The 18,437-nt window shown below is 67.8% G+C and carries 21 protein-coding genes; 11 read left to right on the top strand and 10 right to left on the bottom strand.

Annotated elements, in window-relative coordinates; translation table 11 throughout:
- The first annotated feature begins 245 nt into the window (after nt 1-245).
- Nucleotides 246-1,322 (top strand): HDOD domain-containing protein, encoded by a 1,077-nt coding sequence (locus tag AC3ITW_RS16250; protein WP_489389727.1) that lies wholly within the window; start codon nt 246-248, stop codon nt 1,320-1,322.
- Nucleotides 1,323-1,325: 3 nt separating this feature from the next.
- Here the strand turns inward: AC3ITW_RS16250 and AC3ITW_RS16245 are convergent, their stop codons facing one another.
- The 3 genes from AC3ITW_RS16245 to AC3ITW_RS16235 form a co-directional block, all read right to left on the bottom strand.
- Nucleotides 1,326-2,915 (bottom strand): phospholipase D family protein, encoded by a 1,590-nt coding sequence (locus AC3ITW_RS16245; RefSeq protein ID WP_154354795.1) that lies wholly within the window; start codon nt 2,913-2,915, stop codon nt 1,326-1,328.
- A gap of 148 nt (nt 2,916-3,063) precedes the next feature.
- Nucleotides 3,064-3,762 (bottom strand): RNA pseudouridine synthase, encoded by a 699-nt coding sequence (locus tag AC3ITW_RS16240; RefSeq protein WP_012511794.1) that lies wholly within the window; start codon nt 3,760-3,762, stop codon nt 3,064-3,066.
- A gap of 47 nt (nt 3,763-3,809) precedes the next feature.
- Nucleotides 3,810-4,310, bottom strand: coding sequence for a M48 family metallopeptidase (locus AC3ITW_RS16235; RefSeq protein ID WP_012511793.1), 501 nt, complete (start codon nt 4,308-4,310; stop codon nt 3,810-3,812).
- Between the two features lie 61 nt (nt 4,311-4,371).
- Here AC3ITW_RS16235 and AC3ITW_RS16230 point away from each other — a divergent pair, with 61 nt between their 5' ends.
- Nucleotides 4,372-4,929: a DUF2058 domain-containing protein gene (locus tag AC3ITW_RS16230; protein ID WP_032969603.1), complete on the top strand. Its 558-nt coding sequence runs from the start codon at nt 4,372-4,374 to the stop codon at nt 4,927-4,929.
- A gap of 160 nt (nt 4,930-5,089) precedes the next feature.
- The gene (locus tag AC3ITW_RS16225; protein WP_012511791.1) at nt 5,090-5,356 is read left to right on the top strand and encodes a DksA/TraR family C4-type zinc finger protein; all 267 of its coding nucleotides are present in this window, start codon (nt 5,090-5,092) and stop codon (nt 5,354-5,356) included.
- A gap of 532 nt (nt 5,357-5,888) precedes the next feature.
- Here AC3ITW_RS16225 and AC3ITW_RS16220 read toward each other — a convergent pair.
- A complete protein-coding gene (locus AC3ITW_RS16220) occupies nt 5,889-6,482 on the bottom strand; it encodes a mechanosensitive ion channel family protein (protein ID WP_081307622.1) in 594 nt (197 codons plus the stop codon).
- A gap of 35 nt (nt 6,483-6,517) precedes the next feature.
- On the bottom strand, nt 6,518-6,697 hold the full coding sequence (locus AC3ITW_RS16215; protein WP_006382703.1) for a hypothetical protein: 180 nt from the start codon (nt 6,695-6,697) through the stop codon (nt 6,518-6,520).
- A 125-nt stretch (nt 6,698-6,822) separates the two neighbouring features.
- Here AC3ITW_RS16215 and AC3ITW_RS16210 point away from each other — a divergent pair, with 125 nt between their 5' ends.
- Genes AC3ITW_RS16210 through AC3ITW_RS16200 form a run of 3 tightly spaced genes read left to right on the top strand, consistent with a single transcriptional unit; the run spans nt 6,823 to nt 8,825 of the window.
- The gene (locus AC3ITW_RS16210; protein ID WP_012511790.1) at nt 6,823-7,401 is read left to right on the top strand and encodes an RNA polymerase sigma factor; all 579 of its coding nucleotides are present in this window, start codon (nt 6,823-6,825) and stop codon (nt 7,399-7,401) included.
- On the top strand, nt 7,398-7,931 hold the full coding sequence (locus tag AC3ITW_RS16205; RefSeq protein WP_489389726.1) for a hypothetical protein: 534 nt from the start codon (nt 7,398-7,400) through the stop codon (nt 7,929-7,931). Before AC3ITW_RS16210 ends, AC3ITW_RS16205 begins: the two co-directional genes overlap by 4 nt.
- A 12-nt stretch (nt 7,932-7,943) precedes the next feature.
- Nucleotides 7,944-8,825 (top strand): DUF4097 family beta strand repeat-containing protein, encoded by an 882-nt coding sequence (locus AC3ITW_RS16200; RefSeq protein WP_006382648.1) that lies wholly within the window; start codon nt 7,944-7,946, stop codon nt 8,823-8,825.
- Between the two features lie 49 nt (nt 8,826-8,874).
- Here the strand turns inward: AC3ITW_RS16200 and AC3ITW_RS16195 are convergent, their stop codons facing one another.
- The 3 genes from AC3ITW_RS16195 to AC3ITW_RS16185 all read right to left on the bottom strand — a co-directional run bounded on the left by AC3ITW_RS16195 (nt 8,875) and on the right by AC3ITW_RS16185 (nt 10,954).
- Complete coding sequence (locus AC3ITW_RS16195) at nt 8,875-9,057, bottom strand: hypothetical protein (protein ID WP_012511788.1); 183 nt, start codon at nt 9,055-9,057, stop codon at nt 8,875-8,877.
- 11 nt (nt 9,058-9,068) lie between these two features.
- Entirely contained in the window at nt 9,069-9,326 is a 258-nt protein-coding gene (locus tag AC3ITW_RS16190; protein WP_032971993.1) for a YkgJ family cysteine cluster protein, read from the bottom strand.
- A gap of 266 nt (nt 9,327-9,592) precedes the next feature.
- Nucleotides 9,593-10,954, bottom strand: a complete 1,362-nt coding sequence (locus tag AC3ITW_RS16185; protein WP_006382573.1) for an Hsp70 family protein — start codon at nt 10,952-10,954, stop codon at nt 9,593-9,595.
- A gap of 180 nt (nt 10,955-11,134) precedes the next feature.
- On the opposite strand from AC3ITW_RS16185, the gene AC3ITW_RS16180 reads away from it, so the two are divergent.
- Nucleotides 11,135-11,470, top strand: a complete 336-nt coding sequence (locus AC3ITW_RS16180) for a zinc ribbon domain-containing protein YjdM (RefSeq protein WP_006382572.1) — start codon at nt 11,135-11,137, stop codon at nt 11,468-11,470.
- Nucleotides 11,471-11,477: 7 nt separating this feature from the next.
- Here the strand turns inward: AC3ITW_RS16180 and AC3ITW_RS16175 are convergent, their stop codons facing one another.
- A complete protein-coding gene (locus AC3ITW_RS16175; RefSeq protein WP_006382571.1) occupies nt 11,478-12,629 on the bottom strand; it encodes a transglutaminase-like domain-containing protein in 1,152 nt (383 codons plus the stop codon).
- A 229-nt stretch (nt 12,630-12,858) separates the two neighbouring features.
- On the opposite strand from AC3ITW_RS16175, the gene AC3ITW_RS16170 reads away from it, so the two are divergent.
- The 4 genes from AC3ITW_RS16170 to AC3ITW_RS16155 all read left to right on the top strand — a co-directional run bounded on the left by AC3ITW_RS16170 (nt 12,859) and on the right by AC3ITW_RS16155 (nt 15,723).
- Complete coding sequence (locus tag AC3ITW_RS16170; protein ID WP_489389725.1) at nt 12,859-13,461, top strand: HD domain-containing protein; 603 nt, start codon at nt 12,859-12,861, stop codon at nt 13,459-13,461.
- A gap of 49 nt (nt 13,462-13,510) precedes the next feature.
- Complete coding sequence (locus tag AC3ITW_RS16165; protein ID WP_032971996.1) at nt 13,511-13,684, top strand: oxidoreductase-like domain-containing protein; 174 nt, start codon at nt 13,511-13,513, stop codon at nt 13,682-13,684.
- Complete coding sequence (locus AC3ITW_RS16160; protein ID WP_006382569.1) at nt 13,681-14,298, top strand: DUF998 domain-containing protein; 618 nt, start codon at nt 13,681-13,683, stop codon at nt 14,296-14,298. Before AC3ITW_RS16165 ends, AC3ITW_RS16160 begins: the two co-directional genes overlap by 4 nt.
- Before the next feature lie 78 nt (nt 14,299-14,376).
- A complete protein-coding gene (locus tag AC3ITW_RS16155; protein ID WP_006382568.1) occupies nt 14,377-15,723 on the top strand; it encodes a virulence factor family protein in 1,347 nt (448 codons plus the stop codon).
- Between the two features lie 120 nt (nt 15,724-15,843).
- Here the strand turns inward: AC3ITW_RS16155 and mprF are convergent, their stop codons facing one another.
- Nucleotides 15,844-18,408 (bottom strand): bifunctional lysylphosphatidylglycerol flippase/synthetase MprF, encoded by a 2,565-nt coding sequence (mprF, locus tag AC3ITW_RS16150; protein ID WP_489389724.1) that lies wholly within the window; start codon nt 18,406-18,408, stop codon nt 15,844-15,846.
- Nucleotides 18,409-18,437 lie beyond the last annotated feature (29 nt).

The raw sequence follows: 18,437 nt of genomic DNA, 5'->3' as shown, positions 1-18,437 counted from the left end.
CAGCGAACGGCCAGTGAACGGTAGGGTCCCAAAACAAAAAAAGCGACGTCGTCGGTGCAGGGGGACGGGTCGCGCGGCGCCATTCTAGTCCATTCCCCCGGCCGGTGCCGTCGACATCGGCAGCCTTCCGGTTAAAGAAGATGAAAGTGCGGCCGATGCTGCGACGACGGCGGGTCGCCGGATTCGTGTGAAGAGGCAGGGCAGTCAGTGACGGCACGGGCACCACAACGACAAGGCGGGCGGCGATGACGCCGGCCTGGTGGCGATCGCTGCGCGGCTGGCTGGCGCGCTCGACCGGGGCTGCACCGTCCCGCCTTGCAGCGGCATCGCGACAGGCCGTGGCGGCTGCAGCGGCCAGCCTGCAGGGTGAAGCCCTGCCGTCTGCGGAGATTGCCGCACATCTGCAGCGCGGCCTGCACGCGTTGGCGTTGTACCCGCGGCTGGCCGGTGAGCCGGCGCCGGTACAGGATCCGGCGTTGGGGGAAGCGGTGGCACGCGCGCTGCAGGACCGCGACTGGGCCACCCGGCAGCTGCCACGCCGTCCGCAACTGCTGCCGCAGCTGATCCAGACCGTGAACGACGATGCCGCCTCGGCACGGGTAATGGCCGCGATCATCGGCCAGGACCCGGTGCTGACCGGCAATTTGCTGCGCATCGCCAACAGCCCGGCCTATAAAGTGCACGAGCGACCGGTGGAAAGCCTGCAGCGGGCGGTGACCCTGGTCGGTACCGAAGGCGTGCGGCAGATCATCAGTGCGGTGCTGGTACAGCCGGTGATGCAGATGCAGTGCGATGCGTTCCCGCAGTTCAGCACGATCATCTGGGAGCACGCGCTGCTGGCTTCGCGCGCGGCCGCCGACCACGCGCGCACGGTCACCTTCGGTGATGCCTTCGCTGCACAGTGGCTGGGTCTGGTGCAGGGCCTGGGCGCGGCGCTGGTGATGCGCCAGCTGCTGCAGGAAGCCCAGGCACGCGGAGAAGCTGTGGAGCCGGCGCTGGCCCTGCAGCTGCTGCAGCAGTGGTCGCTGCCGTTGGCACAGCGCGTGGCAGCGGCATGGGAACTGCCTGAGCCGGTGCACCAAGCGCTGGCGCCGGAGGCGGACGGACCACTGGCCGACAGTCTCCGCCTGGCCAGCGCGGCGGCTGCGGCCAGCCTGTTGTGCCGGCATGGCCATGCCAGCCAGGGCCGCATGCTGGCCCTGCTTGAACAACTGCCGTCGGCACCGCCGCATGCGCTGCGCTGGATCTGGCGGCGCCTGCATGGGCGCAGCGTGGAGACGCGGGATGACGCCGCACAGGACGAGGCCGGAACGGCACCTTGAGCGCTACAGCTGCGATTCCACCGGCAGCCAGCTGATCACCCGCGCGGTCCAGCGCTTGCCGAGGCTGGCACCGGGTTCGGCTTCCACCCAGTGCGGTGGCGGCTGCCGTTGCAGCCAGCGCAGGTCATTATCGCGCCCCAGCGCCAGCCACCAGCTGTGCTCCGGGCCGGCCAGGCGCAGGTATTCATCGCGCAGCTGCGCCCCCAGCACCGGATCATCGAACAGCACGCCCATTTCGGTATTGAGATAGGCCGAGCGCGGGTCGAGGTTGAACGAGCCGACGAAGCCCCGGCGGTCATCGACCACGAACGCCTTGGTGTGCAGGCTGGCGCCGCTGCTGCCGAACAGGCTGGCATCCAGCTGGCCGTGTGCCTTCAGCTCGTACAGCTGCACGCCGGCCTTCAGCAACGGCACGCGATAGCCCATGTAGCCGCCGTGTACCGCCGCCACGTCGTTGGCGGCCAGTGAGTTGGTGACCACGCCGACCTGCGCGCCGCGCGCGGCCATTGCCGCCAATCCCTCCACGCCTTCCACGCCAGGCACGAAATACGGCGAGATCAGCAAGGCACTGCGGCGAGTGCTGCGCAGCTCGTCACTGAGCGTGCTGACCAGCCAGGCATGGCGATCATCGTCGCGGTGCTTCATCGGCGGATCGGAAGCGATGCGTACGTTCGCGCTCCAGTGCAGTGGCTCAGGGCTGGGCCGCTGCAGGCGGCGGGAGTCGGCCACGCGCTGCAGATAGGGTTGCGCCTTGGCATGCATCGCATCCAGGTCCGACTGCCGTACCAGCTGCCGCAGCTGTTCATCGTTGTATGACGCCAGCGCGGAAATCGGGATGGCCGCGCTGCTGTTCCAGTAGTCGTCGAAGATCTGGTTGGCCTGCTGCACTGCCGGCCCCGCTACCACCAGGTCCAGGTCCTGGAAGTTCACGTCGTCGCGCGCGCTGAAATATTCCTCGCCGATGTTGCGACCACCGACGATCGCGATGCGGCCATCGGCGATCCAGCTCTTGTTGTGCATGCGGTGGTTCACGCTGAAGGCGCGTTGCACCAGCTCCAGCATGCGTGCGATGCCCGTGCGGTTGCGGAACGGGTTGTAAAGGCGAAGCTCGATGTTCGGGTGTGCATCGAGCGCCATCATCAACGCGTCCTTGTCCTTGGCGTTCATGTCGTCAAGCAGGATCCGCACGCGCACGCCGCGCTCGGCGGCGTCGTACAGCGCCTTGGCCATCAGATGGCCGATCAGGTCGTCGTGCCAGATGTAGTACTGCAGGTCGAGGCTGCGTCCCGCATGCGAGGTGATCATCGCGCGCGCGGCGAAGGCGTCCATGCCATCGCTGAGGAAGGCCACGCCGGATTGCCCGGGATGGGCTGCCTGCAGCGGCACGATCTGCTGGTCGATACGGGTCTGCGCCGGCTGCAGTGGCAGCACCTGCGAGGGCGCGCCACGCGCCTGCGGGGTGAGGTGGTCGGCCAGCAGCAGGCCGGACAGGACCAGCAGCAACAGGATGGCGATGATGATCGCAGTGACGCGCAGCAGGCGTCGCCACAGGGGCTTGGGCAGGCTCATGCCCCGATGGTAGAGCCACGTCATGCGTGGATGAAAGCCAACAGACCTGTCGCCGTAGATCCACGCCATGCGTGGATGGGGTCAGAGCCCTTTCCCGCGGAAAGGGATCCGACCCCGAGGGTTGAAAGGTCAGACCCCTTGTCGCAGGGAAGGGCTCTGACCCTGGACGGGGTCAGAACCGCTCGTCGCTGCCGAGGTAGCGCCACTGCCCCGGCGGCAGCGGCCCCAGCGCCACGCGGCCGATGCGCAGGCGGCGCACTGCGGCAACCTGCAGCCCCGCGGCGCCGACCGCCACGCGCAGGCCCTTGGCGGTCAGGCCTTTGCCAGCGAAGCGCAGGCGCTGCTCGCTCTGCCAGCTGACCTTGGCTCCGCCGGATTCGTGCTGCAGCCGCGCCATCAACCAGGGACCGCGTTCGGGTCCGCCTTCAGCCACTTCGATCAGGTATTCCTGCTCGGTGCGGCCGAGATTACGCTGCAGGTGGGCGAGCGTCGCCGGGTCCTGGCTGACCACCACCAGGCCGCTGTCGCTGGCCGGAAGCGCGGCAGCCAGCTGCAGTCCATGGAAATGGCGCTGCAACGGGCGGGTGCCGCTGGCATCAAGTTCGCTGCGGCTGTCGCTGCTGATCAACGCACACAGCGCTTCGGCCGCGACGCCAGCGGGCTTGTGCAGCAGCATGGTGACCCGCTCGGCCTTGTCATCGCTGGCCTGTTCGGCCACCACGATCACCGCACTCTCGTCGACCGGGCGTTGCGGCTGCTCGACCACCTCGCCATTGACGCTGACCCAGCCGCCTTCGATGTAGCGCCGGGCTTCACCGCGCGGGATGCCGAGCAGGGCGGACAGGCGTTTGTCGAGACGGGTCGGTTCCATGGCGGAAAGGTCAGGCAGGGGGCGCGCAGTGTAGCCGCAACGCCGGTTCAGCGCTGGCCACGGTTGGCCAGCTCGGTCAGGTACAGGCGGGTATCGAACTCCAGCTGCAGGTAATCCGGCTCCATGTGCTGGCACAGCTGGTAGAAGGCCTTGTTGTGGTCGGCCTCCTTCAGGTGCGCCAGCTCGTGCACCACGATCATGCGCAGGAACGCGGCCGGCGCCTGCCGGAACACGGTGGCGATGCGGATTTCACGACTGGCCTTGAGGCGGCCACCATGTACGCGGGAAATGGCGGTGTGGGTGCCCAGTGCGTGCTTGATGACTTCCAGCGTATTGTCGTAGCAGACCTTGTTGAGCGGCACCGATTTGCGCAGGTAGCGGTCCTTCATATCCTGCGTGTAGTCGTACAGCTGGCGGTCGCTGCGCACTTCATGCGGGTCGGGGTAGCGCTGCTGCAGCCAGGGGCCGAGCTTGCCCTGCGCCAGCAGTTCGCTGACCTGGGCGACCAGGGGTTCGGGGTAGCCGGTGAGGTACTTCAGGACTGCCATGCAGGGGCGGCGGGGCGTCGGTAGAATGGGGCCTCCAGATTACACGCGGTACGCATCGACCATGGCAAAGCCCAACGCGCTGCAGGAACAATTGCTCAAGGCCGGCCTGGCCAAGAAGTCGCAGGCCAGCGCTGCCGCCAGCGCGCAGGCCAAGGCCCGCCAGGGCAAGGCCGAATCGACCTCGGCCGAGGTCCAGCGTGAGGCTGAACGTACCCGCGCGGAGAAGATCGAGCGCGACCGCGCGCTGGCCGCCGAGCGCAACGCCCAGGCCAAGCAGGCTGAACAGAAGGCCCAGGCCAAGCAGATCATCAGCGCCCATGCCGTGCCCCACAAGGGCGACGACGAGTACCGTTTCAGCGATGGCGCGGCGATCCGCACCCTGCTGATCGACCCCAAGCTGCGCAAGGCGCTGTCGGTGGGCGTGCTGGTCATCGTCGCCCACGGCGAGAGCTACGCGTTGCTGCCGCGCGCTGCCGCCGAAAAGGTGCGCGAACGTGCCCCGGAAGCGATCATCGTCGACCACGGCCAGCCAGGCTCGACCGCCGAGATCTCCACCGGCAACGCCGAAGACGACGCCTACTACGCCCAGTTCCAGGTGCCGGACGACCTGGTCTGGTAAGCAAAAAAGGGGACGGAGGGGATTAAGCCGCAATCGGCCTGATCCGGCCCGTCTGCCTTCTGCTCAGCTTGCTGAAGGCCCGCCGGTCATTGCCCGGCGCTACCGTTCACTCTGCGGTGTATCGTCCCCATATCAGGCGACACACCTGCGGAGGATGGCCATGGCCACCGGTTGGGCGGGAGACGGCGCGGTCCAGGACCAGATCGACGCCACCGTCGACGATGCGATCGCCCGCGCGCGGCGCCAGCTGCGCGAGGGTCCTGGTCTGGAACATTGTGAGGAATGCGACGCGCCGATCCCGTTGGCGCGGCGTCAGGCCGTGCCGGGTGCGCGGCTGTGCGTGGCGTGCCAGCAGGTGCATGACGACGAAGAGCAGGCGCATGCCGGCTACAACCGCCGTGGCAGCAAGGACAGCCAGTTGAGGTAAAGGTTGTTCGGCAGGGCTTGCAGCCCTGCACCTGCCGAAGCAACGTCAACTTCAACGTCAAAAGCGGGCATTACGTGGGATGGCGGGGCGGTGTCGGAGTGCGGGGACGCCGTGAACCCGTCCATGGGGGCTTGGCCGCGGCATCCATGCCGCGGACACCCCGCACTCCGACACCGCCCCACCTCTGACAGATTCCCGCGATCTGGTAGATCCACGCCATGCATGGATGAAATCTGTCAGATATCGATAGTCAAATTGGGATCAGAGCCCGTTGCGTAGCAACGGGATCCGACCCCGTGCCGTTCCGGCAGATCGCGGAAATCTGTCGAAGGCGGGGTGGGTCCGGTGGCGGGAGTGTCCGCGGCATGGATGCCGCGGCCAAGCCCCCATGGACGGGTTTACGGCGTCTCCCGCCACCGGACTCACCCCGCCATCCCACAGGAAGCCAGCTTTTGGCGTTGCTTCGGCTGTTGCTGGTGCTGTTGCTCCAGCTCGTAGCGGGTGCAGGGCGCAGCCCTGCCGAAAACCACCCTCAGCCGTCGCCCTGGATGCCGCCAGGGGCCTGCGCCGGGTCACGCCAGCGGCGCACCGTGCGCTGGAAGAACAGGTTGTTCGGCAGCTGCAGCACCGTGCCCTCGTGGCCGTCGCCGGTTTCCTGCAGCGTGGTGTAGATCAGGTTCACGTCGATCACCCGGCCCTTCAGGCCCGGCTTCTCACCGTTCTCCAGTACTTCGATGTAATCGTGCAGGCGGAACGGGCGGGTGGTGAAGATCAGCAGCGTGCAGAAAATGTTGGACAGCACGCTCCAGGCCGCGAAGAAGGCCACCGCGCCCACGGCGGCGAAACCGGTGAACGCAGTCCACAGCACCGAAGGTGACGCGCCCAGCAGGCTGAGGATGTAAAGCAGCGCGCTGAAATAGACCACGAAGCTGCTGATCCGGCGCGCGCCCATCGCCATCTCCGGCGGCAGTGTGTAGTGCTCGGCGAAGCGGCGGATCAGGCGCCGTGCCAGCACCCTGACCAGCCAGGCGGCGAGCAGGGTCAGCAGGATCTTCACGGCGATACCCACGTCATGCAGCCACGGGTGGGTCCAGGGCGGCAGGTGATCCTTCAGCGACAACATCATGGGACGAAAACAGGTGGCGGTAACAACCCCTGATGTTACCCGGCGCGTGCCGGCGATTCGACCGTGGGTGTCCAGGCCAGGCAGACCAGTTCCTGGCGATGCTGCTGCAGGCAGGCGCGGCCGTTGTCGGGACGCAGCTGCAGTGACAGGCCCAGTGCCTGCAGCACGACGCAGGCGGCGATCACCAGCAGGGCGGCGCAGGATGGGCTGGACATGGCAGGGCTCCCGGACGGCATTTTCATGAAAGACCTACCATGGATGCAGCAGCCGCCGAAAAGGTTGCATCACGTTGGCGGTCGACCGCCTTAAACCTTTTGCAGGGTCGCCGCATCCAAGCGATATGCTCGACACCACCATGCCCGCGCCGCCTGCCGCCAACGACGCCGTCGACGAACCCGCTCTGGTGCGGGCGGCGGCCGCTGGCGACACCGCTGCCTATGAACTGCTGTACCGGCGCCATGCACCGCGCGTGTTCGCCGTGTTGTGGCGGCTGTGCGGCGGCCAGCAGGCACGTGCAGAAGACGCATTGCAGGAAGCGTTCCTGCAGGCGTGGAAGGCGCTGCCGGGGTTCCGTTTCGAGAGCAGCCTGTCGACCTGGCTGCATCGCCTGGGCGTCAACGCCGCGCTGATGGAACTGCGTGGGCGTGCTGCCGGGCAGGATCACGACAGCCTCGACGAAGTGGACGGAGGGTTGCAGGAACTGGCGGTGCACGACCGCTGCGCCGGCACCGAACGCGACCTCGAACGGGCGCTGTCGACGCTGCCACCACGGGCACGTGCAGTACTGGTACTGCACGACATCGAAGGCTGGAAACACCAGGAAATCGCCGAGCAGTTGCAGATGGCCGTCGGCAGTTCCAAGGCACAGTTGCATCGTGCGCGCGGCTTGTTGCGCGCACGGCTGGGAGACATGACATGAGTACACACGACCACGATTCCGACCACGATCTGCTGGCACGCCTGCGCGCGTTGCCGGCCGAACGCAGCGTACCCACCGATGGCTGGGCACGCCTGTCGGCGCAGCTGCCGCCGCGCGAAGCGCCCGCGGACTCCGCGCCGGCGGACAACGTGGTGGCCCTGCCGCTGCGCCCACGTCGCCGCTGGTGGTTGCCGGTGGGTGCTGCACTGGCCGCCAGTCTTGCGCTGTACGCGGTGGCGCCGTGGCGGCATGCACCACCGGATGCACCGCCGTTGTCTCCGCTGCAGTTGCAGGCGGCGGCAATGACCGAGCAGTACCGGCAGGCCGTAGCCTCGTTGCCCGATGGGCGTGCGGCGGAGTGGCAGCCGGCACTGCTCGAACTTGATGAAAGTGCGGCCCAGATCCGTGCGGCGATGGCGCAGGATCCGCGCGCCCCGCACCTGCTTGGCCAGCTGAAGCGGACCTATTCGCTGCGGCTGGAACTGACCCGGCAGGCGGCACAAGCCGCCGCTGCTGGCCTGACGACCTGAAGGAGAACCCCCATGATCCGACCCTTGATTTCCTGCTGCGTGGCCCTGTTGCTGGTGCCGGCCGTGGCGCTGGCCGATACCCAGATCAATGAGCGCCACAATGTGGCCTCCGGCGGCCGCATCGAGCTGAGCAACGTGGCTGGCAAGGTGACCGTGCGCGGCTGGGACCGCAACGATGTACAGCTGACCGGCACGCTCAGCGATGGCCTGCAGCTGCGGCAGGAGAAGAGTGCCAACCGCGTGCGCTGGGAGATCGAGTATCCGAACCGCAACAACAATGGCGGCGCCACGCTGGTATTGAACGTGCCTCGTGCGGTCGAACTGCGGTTGAGCACCATCAGTGCCAACCAGGACATCAGCGGCATCGATGTGCGCCGCCTGCAGGCCGACTCGGTCAGCGGCAACCTCGTCGCCTCCGGCCGCAGTGGTGACAGCAAGCTCAACACGGTCAGCGGCGATGTCACTGCGCGCCTGCAGACGCCCCAGCTGGACGTGAACACGGTCAGTGGCCGCATCGAGGCGGGCGGGGGAGTGTCAGGTGATATCGGTGCGCAGACCGTATCGGGCCGGGTCGATGTCGATGCTGGACGCATCCAGCGGCTGGCGGTGGAGACGGTATCCGGTGGCATTGACCTGGCGGCGACCGGACTGGCACCGGGTGGCCGCATCAATGTCGAGTCGGTGAGTGCATCGGTCAACCTGCGCTTGCCGCGCACTGTGTCGGCACAGCTGTCGGTGAACAGCTTCAGTGGTTCGATCAACAGTGACGCCGGTGACGTCGAGCGGCCGCGTTATGGGCCGGGCAGCCGACTGGACACACGACTGGGCGGCGGTGACGGTGACATCCGCATCGAATCGCATTCGGGCAGCGTACGGGTACGCCTGGACCGCTGAGCGCGGTCCGGCAGGCCGCGGCGGCAGCGCCGCCGCGGTCGGGGGAGGGTCAGCTGGCTTTCTTCAGCGCCCAGGTGGTACCGAGAACTTCGATCTTGCCACCGCTCTTGCGGAACGCGGCCAGGTCCGAAGCGATCGAGTCGCTGCTGACCACGGTGCTGGCGGATGCGCCCTTGCGTTCACTGCGGATGCTGTTGCTGGCCTTCGCGGGGGTCTTTGCCTTGCGGGGCATGGTGGCTCCTGTCAGGTGGAAGGGGAGGAAAGCGCGCAGGACTCGGCCTGGCGCAGGTAGTCCTGCCGCTCGCGGCGGCAGTCGTCGCCGCCCATCGAGAACTGGCGGCAGATCGCCGGGCGCTGCGAATAGATCGTGCAGCGCAGGTGATACGGATCGATTGCCGCACACCAGCCTTCCTCGTTGCGCGCCATCACGGCACGGCCGTGGGTGTCGCGTGACAGGAACTGGCCGGGCACGTGGTCGCCGGGCTGCAGCAGGACCGGCAACCGGCAACAGACCGCGTCACAACGGCGGCAGTCGATGGGTGCTGGTTCAGCGTCAGGTTGTACGGCCACAGGGGCCTGGCGGGTGCCCAAAGCGGGTCTCGATGGCGGCTCGGGTAGTCCGCGGACCATGATCGAGCCAGAGGGCATGGTCGCCAGACCCGCTGGGCGGGCCAGGCTGCACCATGGGTACACACACCGGCGAGGCCAGTGGACGGTGCAGCGGTTTTCTAGCCGGCCAAGGGTAGCGCAGACCGCGTAACGTTTTGTTAATCCCGGCTGGCTGCCGCCAGCGCCAAGCCCTGGACCACGCCCAGCGAGGGCTCGCCATGGACCATGTCGGCACCCGGGAAGGCCTCGGCCACTGCCTTGCGGAGGTAGCCGGCGCGGGACATGCCGCCGGTCAGGAACACCGCATCCGGGTCGCCGCCAATGTCATTGCGGACCTGGGCCAGCAGTTCCCGGATCTGCTCCAGGTAGCCATGCGCGGCGGCGGCCAGGCCATCGGCGCTGCTGTCGGCATGCAGGTCGCGGGCGATGTAATCCAGCGTGCTGCGGTGTTCACTGGCGGCGCTGAGGGCGATCTTGGCGCGTTCGACATCGCGGTACAGGCGCGCGGTGTTGCCGGTGTCCTGCAGGGCCTGCAGGCGTGCACCCCAGGGGGCGTCAACGTGGTCGTAGCTGTGCTGGCGGAAATCACGCTGCCGGGTCATGTCCTGCACGGTGGCCGCCTCCACGTAGTGGTGGGTGGGCACGCGGGTGATGCCGCGGCCGAACAGCGGCATGTAGCTGGACAGGCTCAGCGCCAGGTCGATGTCGGTACCGCCGCGGGCGATACCCCAGGCGCGGTGGATGCGCGGTGCGTCGTCGCCGCCGACTTCGGCATGTGCAATGTCAGTGGTACCGCCGCCGATGTCGACGATCACGGCCTGATGCCGCTCGCGGCTTTCGGCGTGGTAATGCATGGCCGCAGCGGCGGGTTCTTCAAGGAAATCGATCTGGTCGAAGCCGGCCTGGGCGGCGGCCTCGCGCAGGATGTCCAGCGCCTGGTCGTTGCCTGCAGCGCCGATCGAGCTGCGGAACTGCACCGGGCGGCCGAGCAGGGCGGCACGCAGCGGACGGCCGAGCTGGGCGCCGGCGGTCAGGCGGATGTGTTCGAGGATATGCGCGGCGATGCCGGTGATGGTCTGCCTGGCGCGCGGGTGCAGGTTGTAGCCGAGCATCGACTTCGGGCTCTGCACCAGGTTGCCCTCGTGTTCCTCGAAGTACGCTTCCAGTGCCTCATCGCCGTAGACCGCGTTCTGCAGCAGGTCGCTGGCACTGCGTTCCTGGCCGGCACGGGCTTCCATCCACTCGCGGCGCAACGCGCGCAGGGCTTCCCGGCGCAGCGCCTGCGGCGTGCGTTCCTGGCCGGCGGCGCGGGCCGCGCGCGCGGCGCTGTCGATCATCTGCTGCAGCTGGTGTTCCTGGCCGTCGTCGAGCTGGAAGTCGTCCGGGTCGGGGACCACGCCGGGGAAGTACACGCTGGTGCGGAACTGCTCGGCGTCACCGAAGCGGATCGGCAGCAGTTTCCCCTCATGCACGATGGCGGCGGCGGAGTTGCTGGTACCGAAGTCGATGCCGAGGCGCATGGGGAGTTCCGGGGACGATCAGGGGCCGCGCACTCTGCTGCAGTTCGCGGCCGACTGCAAGTTCCTGCGTCTTCCCCGGCCGGACAGGGCCGGGGCGCCCCCACGCACCACCTGTGGAAATGGGGAAAAGGGCCGGACGGTTACAATGGCGGCTGTTGATTCATTTCGAGGTACTTGCCGATGTCTTCTGTTCCCGCCTGCCCGCAGTGCACCCTGGAAAACACCTATGCCGATGGCGCGCTGTGGATCTGCGCCGACTGTGGCTTCGAGTGGACCGCCGATGAAGGTTCCGGTTCGACCCTGGTCGTGCGTGACAGCAACGGCAACACCCTGCAGGCCGGCGACACCGTCACCGTGATCAAGGACCTGAAGGTGAAGGGCTCCTCGATCCCGCTCAAGCAGGGCACTGTGATCCGCAACATCCGCCTGGTCGAGGACGATGCCGAGCACATCGAAGGCAACTCGGACAAGATCAAGGGCCTGGTGCTGAAGACCTGCTTCCTCAAGAAGGCCTGACCGGCGTTCAGCGCCGGGCCTGCTGCTGCGCGCGCCAACGGGCCAGGCTGTCCAGCTTGGCCTGGTAACGCGCCTGTTCCGGCGCACCGCCCAGCAGTTGTGCGCGGGTCAGTTCACGGTCCGCGCGCTTGAACTGGCCGGTCAGGAAGTACGCCCGCGCCAGCCCGAAGTGGAACTGGTGCGCGGTGTCGTACAGGCGTACTGCCTGCCGGTAATAGCGGATCGCCTCCTCCAGCTTTCCGGCACGCTCGGCTTGCGTGCCCAGCATGTACTGCGCGAAGGGGTCCTCGCGTTGCACCGACTTCAGCCGTCGTTCCAACGCCTCGGCCTGCGCGACCAGCCCCAGCCTGCGGTACAGCGCACTGGCGTTGTTCAGTGCGGCGTCCTGGCGGCCGTCCAGTTGCAGGGCCTTGTCCAGCGCCCGCTTCGCGGCGTCGATATCACCCTCGCGGTTGTCCAGTACGCCGAGATTGTTCCAGACCGAAGGAAACGCGCGGTCCTGTGCCACCGAGGCGTCAAAGAAGGCTCGCGCCCCGGCGAGATCACCTTCGGCCATCTGCTCTGCGCCCCGGTTGTTGTAGAAGTGCGCCAATGCACGCGCTTTGCTGACCGGCTGCGGACCGTGCCGGTCGTAAAGCACATTGCGGTCCAGGTCGACCGTGCCGTAGCGCCCGGACATCTCGACACCTGCATTGACATGACCAACGCTGTAGACCACGCCGTTTTCCTGGTCCTGGTACCAGGACACCACCTGGCCGACTTCCTGCACACGTGCCTGGATGCCGGCCTCGCGTGCCAGCGCAACGAACATCAGGGTGAAGGCCAGGCAGTTGGCACGGCGCTGCTGCCAGACTTCATCCACGGTGTAGGTCGCGTTGGCGTCGTACTGCAGGTCCAGGCCCTGGCGGTCGAAGATCATCTCCACCAGCGCCTGCAGGCGTTGCTCGCGCGAAGAACTGCGATCGATCACCTGCTTCTGCAGCATCGCGCGCATTTCCGGGGGAATCGCGAAGACCTGATCGGGCGAGGGAATGCTGGTGCTGGAAGCGATGCGGGGGCTGCCCGGTGCGTCGGTTCCGGCGTGACCTTGGGCAAGGGCAGGTGCTGATACGGAAACGGCCAGGACCAGTGCGAGAAGGCGGGCGGCAGGACGGTACATGACGACTCCCGGCAGCGGCGGGCGCTCCCGCCTGAGACGAGTGTAGGCCTGCGACGGGGGCGTCGGCGTCACCGTTGGTCGGCAGCGCCATCCATCCACAAGCGGTGTGGACCAGCGCTCGACAAAGCTGTGGACAACCGCCTCCAGGCCGCGCCCGGCCAGCGTCGTGAGCGTGTGGTGAAAAAACCGCCAGCTTGCCCGGCGTCGGTCCAGGCATGATGATCCGGGCATGGACTTCTCTCCGCTGACGCTTGCACCGGCGCAGTGGCAGGCGCTGCAGGACAGCTATGCAACGCCGCCACGGGCCTACCACCACTTCGGCCATGTGCGCGCGGTGCTGCAGCACTGCCAGGAGGTAGCCGAGGGCCCGGGCTGGCAGCAACCGGCCGAGGTCTATCTGGCCGTGCTCTACCACGATGCGGTCTACCAGGCCGGGCGCAAGGACAACGAGGCACGTTCGGCACAGCTGGCGGTGCAGGCCATCGCGCAGGCGCCGGAACTGGCCGGTGTCGATGCCGCCCGGGTGGAGCAGCTGATCCTGCTGACCGCACGCCATGGCGCGCTGGGGCCGGACGATGTCGACGCCGAGGCGGCCTTGTTCCTGGACTGCGACATGGCGATCCTGGCCGCGCCGGAACCGGTGTTCACGGCCTACGACCGCGGTGTGGCCGAGGAGTACAAGGGCGTGGTGCCGGGCTTCCTGTATCGTGCCGGCCGGCGTCGATTCCTGCAGGGCCTGCTGCGCGCGCCGCGGATCTTCCTCGGCGAATTCTTCCACCAGCGCCTGGACGCCGCGGCTCGCGAAAACCTGCGCCGCCAGTTGGGCGCCTGAGCCGGCCCGTTACACTGGGGCCTGTTTCCACCGATTGCCGTTTGCCACCGTGTCCGTCCCTGATCCCGATCCCCGCCCCGTGCCGCCGGAAGAGCCCGGTCCCAACGAATGCTGTGGCAGTGGCTGCCCGCTGTGCGTACTCGACCTGTATGCCGACGAGCTGCAGCGCTATCGCAAGGCGCTGGCCGAATGGAAGACGCGGCATCCGGAGGCAACGCCATGAGCCGCATGCGGCCTGCGGCGCTGCTGGCGATGGTGGCATTGCTGCTGTTCGTGGCCACAGCGTTGTGGACCCAGTTCGCACGCACCGACCTGGACTGGGTGCGGGCAACGCTCAGCCTCTACCTGCACGGACCGTGGGGGCTGCTGCTGCGGAGTGCGTACTGCCTGCTGGCGTTGGCGATCGCCGTGCTGGGCATCGCGCTGTATCGCGGCAGCGTCGGCCCACGACGCAGTTCGGCGGCGCCGTTGTTGTTCACGGTGTCGGCGCTGGGCCTGGCCACGGTCGCCATCGGCGACAGCTGGTTGCCCGAGGCAACACCGCTGCTGGCACCGTTCATCCATGGGCTGGCGGCCAACACCGCGTTCCTGTGTGCCAGCGTCGGCATGCTGCTGCAGGCCTGGTACCTGCGCCGCGAACCGGGCTGGAAGACCGCTGCCGGCCTGCTCTGGGGCTGGGCGTGGCTGGCTTTCGTGCTGCTGTGGCTGCATGTGCTGTGGCGCGCCGGGCCGCCGCGCGGGCTGGGGCAGAAGGTGGTGATCGCGGTGATCGTGGGCTGGCTGCTGTACCTGGCCCTGGCGCTGTACCGCCGCAGCCGCCAGGCCGCAGCCGACTGAATCCCCAACGGACTGCGCCGGTACATGCCGTGCACGTGGCAGCGGCGTATCGTGTGCGCATTCCACCGGGGTTGCGACATGAAGCATGCAGGGCTGGGCAGGGCAATGGGAGTGGTACTGGCGCTGGCTGCACTGCCGGCGACAGCGGCGGTCACCACACAGCAGTTCAGTCATGGGCGCTTCGAGCAGATCCCGGTGCACATGCCGGCCGGCACGCCGCAGCGTGTGGTGATCTGGTTCCATGAGCCCGCCGCCGGTGGCGACACCAGCCGCCTGCCGATCGAGGCCCTGCGGGCAGACGGCGCGCTGGTCGCGGCGGTGGACATCGCGCACCTGCGCGGGGTGCTCAAGCGCGAAGGTGATCCGACCTGTTCGTTCGGCTCCGGCGACGTGGAGAATTTCTCGCGCTGGCTGCAGGCCTCCCTGCATCTGCCCGGCTACCACCTGCCGCTGGTCGGCGGTGATGGCGAAGGTGCCGAGATGGCCTACACGCTGGCGGCCCAGGCCGACACCCAGGTGTTCGCCGGCCTGCTGACCACCGGCTTCTGCCCCGGCCACAACCATCAGCGCATGGTCTGCGGCGATGGGGTCAAGCACAACGCGCTGCAACCGGCCGAACTGAATTTCCCGTGGCTGAGCGCGGCCGGTGACCGCGGCTGCAAGGTCGGCCAGGCCAGCGCGTTCGTGCAGCAGGTCGCGATGGCGCGCGAGTTCAAGCGCACCACGCGTGGTGATGCATCACCCGGGCTGGTGGCTGCGGCGCGGGTGATCGGCGCACAGGCGGGCATCAGCCTGGCCCCGCCACCAGCCGTGCTGAAGGGGCTGCCGGTGGTGGAAGTGCCGGCCTCCGGCAACGGTGACACGCTGGCAGTGTTCGTCTCCGGTGACGGCGGTTGGGCCGGCCTGGACAAGGACGTGGCGTCTGCGCTCAACGAGCAGGGCGTGGCAGTGGTCGGCATTGATTCGCTGCGCTACTTCTGGAGCGAGCGCACGCCGAAGGGCTTTGCCGGTGACCTGCAGAAGATCATCGACCACTACCGCACCCAGTGGCATCGCAGCAAGGTGATGCTGATCGGCTTCTCGCAGGGCGCCGATGTACTGCCGGCCACCATCAACCAGCTCGATGCCGGTACGCGCGACTCACTGGATCGTATCGTGCTGCTGTCGGTAGGAAAGAAGGCCGACTTCGAATTCCACGTCAGCAACTGGCTGGGCGGAGGTGGCGACGGCCTGCCGATCGCACCGGAAGTGGCCAGGCTGCCGGCAGCAAAGACCATGTGCGTGTATGGCGACAAGGACGAAGATGCGCTGTGCCCGGATCTGCCGGCCAATGACGGCGTGAAGAAAGTGAAGCTGCCCGGCGATCACCATTTCGGTGGCGATTATGACCGCCTCGCCGAAGTGATTCTCAAGGGCGGCGCATGACCTGCGGCAATCCGCCGGGCATGGCCCGGCGCTACCCGCGTGCTGCATCGGCCTGGTGACGATGCCAGGGTGTGCCGTTGACCTGGTAGCGCCGGGCCATGCCCGGCGGCACCGGTGCGCTCAATTCCGCCGCGGATCCAGCGAGATCAGCCGCGTGGCATCGAGCAGCGCGGCCGGCAGGTGCATGCCACCGGGGGCGGCCAGATAACGCGGCCGCCATTGCGGGTCGAACTTGGACTTGAAGCGGCGCAGGCCACTGAACCCGTAGAAGCGCTCGCCGTGCCGTGCCAGCAGGCCGGCCAGCCGGTTCCAGCGCCCGGCCAGTCGATGCTGGGCCAGCCCGGACAACGGCGCCATGCCCAGCGAGAAACGCGCATAGCCCTGTGCGCGGCCCCACAGGAACAGCTCGATGAAGAGGAAGTCCATCGTGCCCTTCGGAGCCTCGTTGACGTGGCGCATCAGGTCCACCGACAGCTCGGCACCGGCCGGTGCCTGCCACAGGTTGGCGAACGCCACGATCTGGCCCTCGGCCTCGACCAGTGCCACCGGGAAGCGCACCAGGTAATCCGGGTCGTAACTGCCGAGCGAGAAGCCCTTCTCGTCGCCGGCCTTGTCTTCCAGCCATGCGTTGGAGATCGCGTGCAGGCGCGGCAGCAGGCTTGGGATCTCTTCCACCGATGCCACGCGGAAGGACAGGCCGCTGCGCTTGCCGCGGTTCCAGGCCTGGCGCAGGTCGGCACGCTCGCGTCCCTCCAGCCCGAAATCATGCAGCGGTACCATCGCTTCTTCGCCCAGCTTGAGCAGGCCCAGGCCGAGGTCGAGATAGGTCTGCCAATAGGTTTCACCGACTTGGTAGAACACCGGCCGCAGCCCGAGCCGGTCGGCTTCCTCGCGGAAGCGCCAGATCAAGGCGCGCGCCACATCCGGTGGACCGACCGGATCGCCCATGGCGATCAGCGAACCGCCATAGCGCTGCATCATCACAAAGCCTTGCTTGGCCTCATCGCGCAGCACTGCCTTGTCGGCAGTCAGCACCAGGCAGGCCTGGGTATCAGTGGCGCCAGCCAGCACGGGTGCCAGTGACTGCAACGTAGCCTCGTCGGCGGGTCGCAGTGGGCTGCGCGTGCTGTGCAGCAATCGCGCCAGGCCGAACATCACCAGCGCGATCGCGACCACCAGCAACGCACGCAGTGCGCGCGGTGCATTGCCCGACACCGCGAACTGCCACCACAGCTCGTTCTGGTACTCGACGTGGCTGTAGGTGAAGAACAGCAGCCAGGTGACCGCCACCAGCACCAGGCCGAGGTTGCGCAGCCATGGCCATGACCAGGCTTCATCGAGCAGTGCACCCTGGCGGTAGAACTCGCGGCGTGCGGCCCACAGCGCCATCGCCACCAGCAGCGCAGAAACGGCGATCAGCAGTTGGCCACCGCGCAGCCACAACGGCAGCGGGGTGATCACGCACACCGCCATCGCCAGCATCCACGCGGCATGGCTGCGCCTCGCCAGACCCTGTCCGATCAGCAGCAGGGCGACACCGCTGAGACTGCCGATCAGGTGCGAGGTTTCCAGGATCGGCAGCGAAGCGCCGACCAGATGGCGGCGTGGCGTTGGCAGCGTGCCATCGATGACCAGCGCGGCGCCGATGCTGAACACGGCCAGCGCGATGATCTGCGGCAGCCACGGGCGCAGCGCGTTCCAGCCGGCACGGGTTGCTCCGGCACTGGCCTGCAGTGGTTGCCGCAGCGCGGGCGCAAGGGCAAGCAGGGTGGCCAGCAGCAGCGGCAGCACGTAGTAGGTGACGCGGTAGATCAGCGCTGCGGCCAGCACCGCTGCCGGGGCTACCTGCGGCAGCAGCTTCAGCAGGCTCCACTCGAACACGCCCAGGCCCGCCGGCACGGTCGAGACCAGGCCGGCCAGCACCGCCACCAGGTACAGGCCGACGAAGCCGGGCAGGCCGGTGGGCGTGGAGTCGGGCAGCAGCACATAGAACGCAGCACTGGCCAGCACCAGCTCGATGACGCTGAGTACGGTGACACCCAGCATGGTGCGGCGGTCGGGCAACCACAGTGCATGGCCGAACACGCTGAACTGCCGTCCCTCGCGGCCGACCAGCAGCACGGTGCCCACAAATGCGAGCAGGGTGGCCACGCCGACCACGCGCACCGCGTCTGGATTCAACGGCAAAGCCAATGCCGCGGCTGCCGGCTCCATGCACAGCGCCACGCTGATCAACAGCCACGCACCGAACACGAAACCGAGCGTGCTCATCAGCACCACCTGCCCGATCTGCGCCAGGTCGAGGCCGGCGCTGCGGTAGCCGCGCAGGCGTACCGCGCCGCCGGTCAGCGCGGCAAAGCCCACGGTCTGGCCGAGGGTATGCGCGAGGAAAGCGGTGATGCCGATGCGCGCTGGATGCACGCGGATGCCGCTGCGGCGCAGACCGATGGCGTCGAAGCCGATCAGGCAGGCATAGCTGGCCAGGCCGAGTACCACGGTAAGCGCGATCTGGGTGCCGCTGAGCTGGCGGAAGGCCTGGCGGATGGCACGGTAGCCATGCTCGTCGAATTCACCGGCCAGGCCATGCAGGGCCAGTGCCAGGATCAGCAGCGGGATGACGATGGTGGCGACCCGCTTCCAGGTGGGCGTGGAAGGGGGAGCGATGGAATCGGAGGGGGCGGTCATCGGCGCAAGGGTGCGGCAGCAGGGGCGAG

The sequence above is a fragment of the Stenotrophomonas sp. KH_052 genome (assembly GCF_057838755.1).
This window is presented reverse-complemented; position numbering and strand designations above follow the sequence as displayed.

Bases quoted from the DNA above. Each gene is read 5' to 3' on its own strand.
- AC3ITW_RS16205 (WP_489389726.1), top strand. From the start codon at position 7,398: ATGAGTACACACGACCACGATTCCGACCACGATCTGCTGGCACGCCTG.
- AC3ITW_RS16245 (WP_154354795.1), bottom strand. From the start codon at position 2,915: ATGACGTGGCTCTACCATCGGGGCATGAGCCTGCCCAAGCCCCTGTGG.
- AC3ITW_RS16175 (WP_006382571.1), bottom strand. From the start codon at position 12,629: ATGTACCGTCCTGCCGCCCGCCTTCTCGCACTGGTCCTGGCCGTTTCC.
- AC3ITW_RS16250 (WP_489389727.1), top strand. From the start codon at position 246: ATGACGCCGGCCTGGTGGCGATCGCTGCGCGGCTGGCTGGCGCGCTCG.
- AC3ITW_RS16220 (WP_081307622.1), bottom strand. From the start codon at position 6,482: ATGATGTTGTCGCTGAAGGATCACCTGCCGCCCTGGACCCACCCGTGG.
- AC3ITW_RS16195 (WP_012511788.1), bottom strand. From the start codon at position 9,057: ATGCCCCGCAAGGCAAAGACCCCCGCGAAGGCCAGCAACAGCATCCGC.
- AC3ITW_RS16215 (WP_006382703.1), bottom strand. From the start codon at position 6,697: ATGTCCAGCCCATCCTGCGCCGCCCTGCTGGTGATCGCCGCCTGCGTC.
- AC3ITW_RS16240 (WP_012511794.1), bottom strand. From the start codon at position 3,762: ATGGAACCGACCCGTCTCGACAAACGCCTGTCCGCCCTGCTCGGCATC.
- AC3ITW_RS16210 (WP_012511790.1), top strand. From the start codon at position 6,823: ATGCTCGACACCACCATGCCCGCGCCGCCTGCCGCCAACGACGCCGTC.
- AC3ITW_RS16170 (WP_489389725.1), top strand. From the start codon at position 12,859: ATGGACTTCTCTCCGCTGACGCTTGCACCGGCGCAGTGGCAGGCGCTG.
- AC3ITW_RS16235 (WP_012511793.1), bottom strand. From the start codon at position 4,310: ATGGCAGTCCTGAAGTACCTCACCGGCTACCCCGAACCCCTGGTCGCC.
- AC3ITW_RS16180 (WP_006382572.1), top strand. From the start codon at position 11,135: ATGTCTTCTGTTCCCGCCTGCCCGCAGTGCACCCTGGAAAACACCTAT.
- AC3ITW_RS16200 (WP_006382648.1), top strand. From the start codon at position 7,944: ATGATCCGACCCTTGATTTCCTGCTGCGTGGCCCTGTTGCTGGTGCCG.
- AC3ITW_RS16230 (WP_032969603.1), top strand. From the start codon at position 4,372: ATGGCAAAGCCCAACGCGCTGCAGGAACAATTGCTCAAGGCCGGCCTG.
- mprF (WP_489389724.1), bottom strand. From the start codon at position 18,408: ATGACCGCCCCCTCCGATTCCATCGCTCCCCCTTCCACGCCCACCTGG.
- AC3ITW_RS16185 (WP_006382573.1), bottom strand. From the start codon at position 10,954: ATGCGCCTCGGCATCGACTTCGGTACCAGCAACTCCGCCGCCGCCATC.
- AC3ITW_RS16225 (WP_012511791.1), top strand. From the start codon at position 5,090: ATGGCCACCGGTTGGGCGGGAGACGGCGCGGTCCAGGACCAGATCGAC.
- AC3ITW_RS16160 (WP_006382569.1), top strand. From the start codon at position 13,681: ATGAGCCGCATGCGGCCTGCGGCGCTGCTGGCGATGGTGGCATTGCTG.
- AC3ITW_RS16155 (WP_006382568.1), top strand. From the start codon at position 14,377: ATGAAGCATGCAGGGCTGGGCAGGGCAATGGGAGTGGTACTGGCGCTG.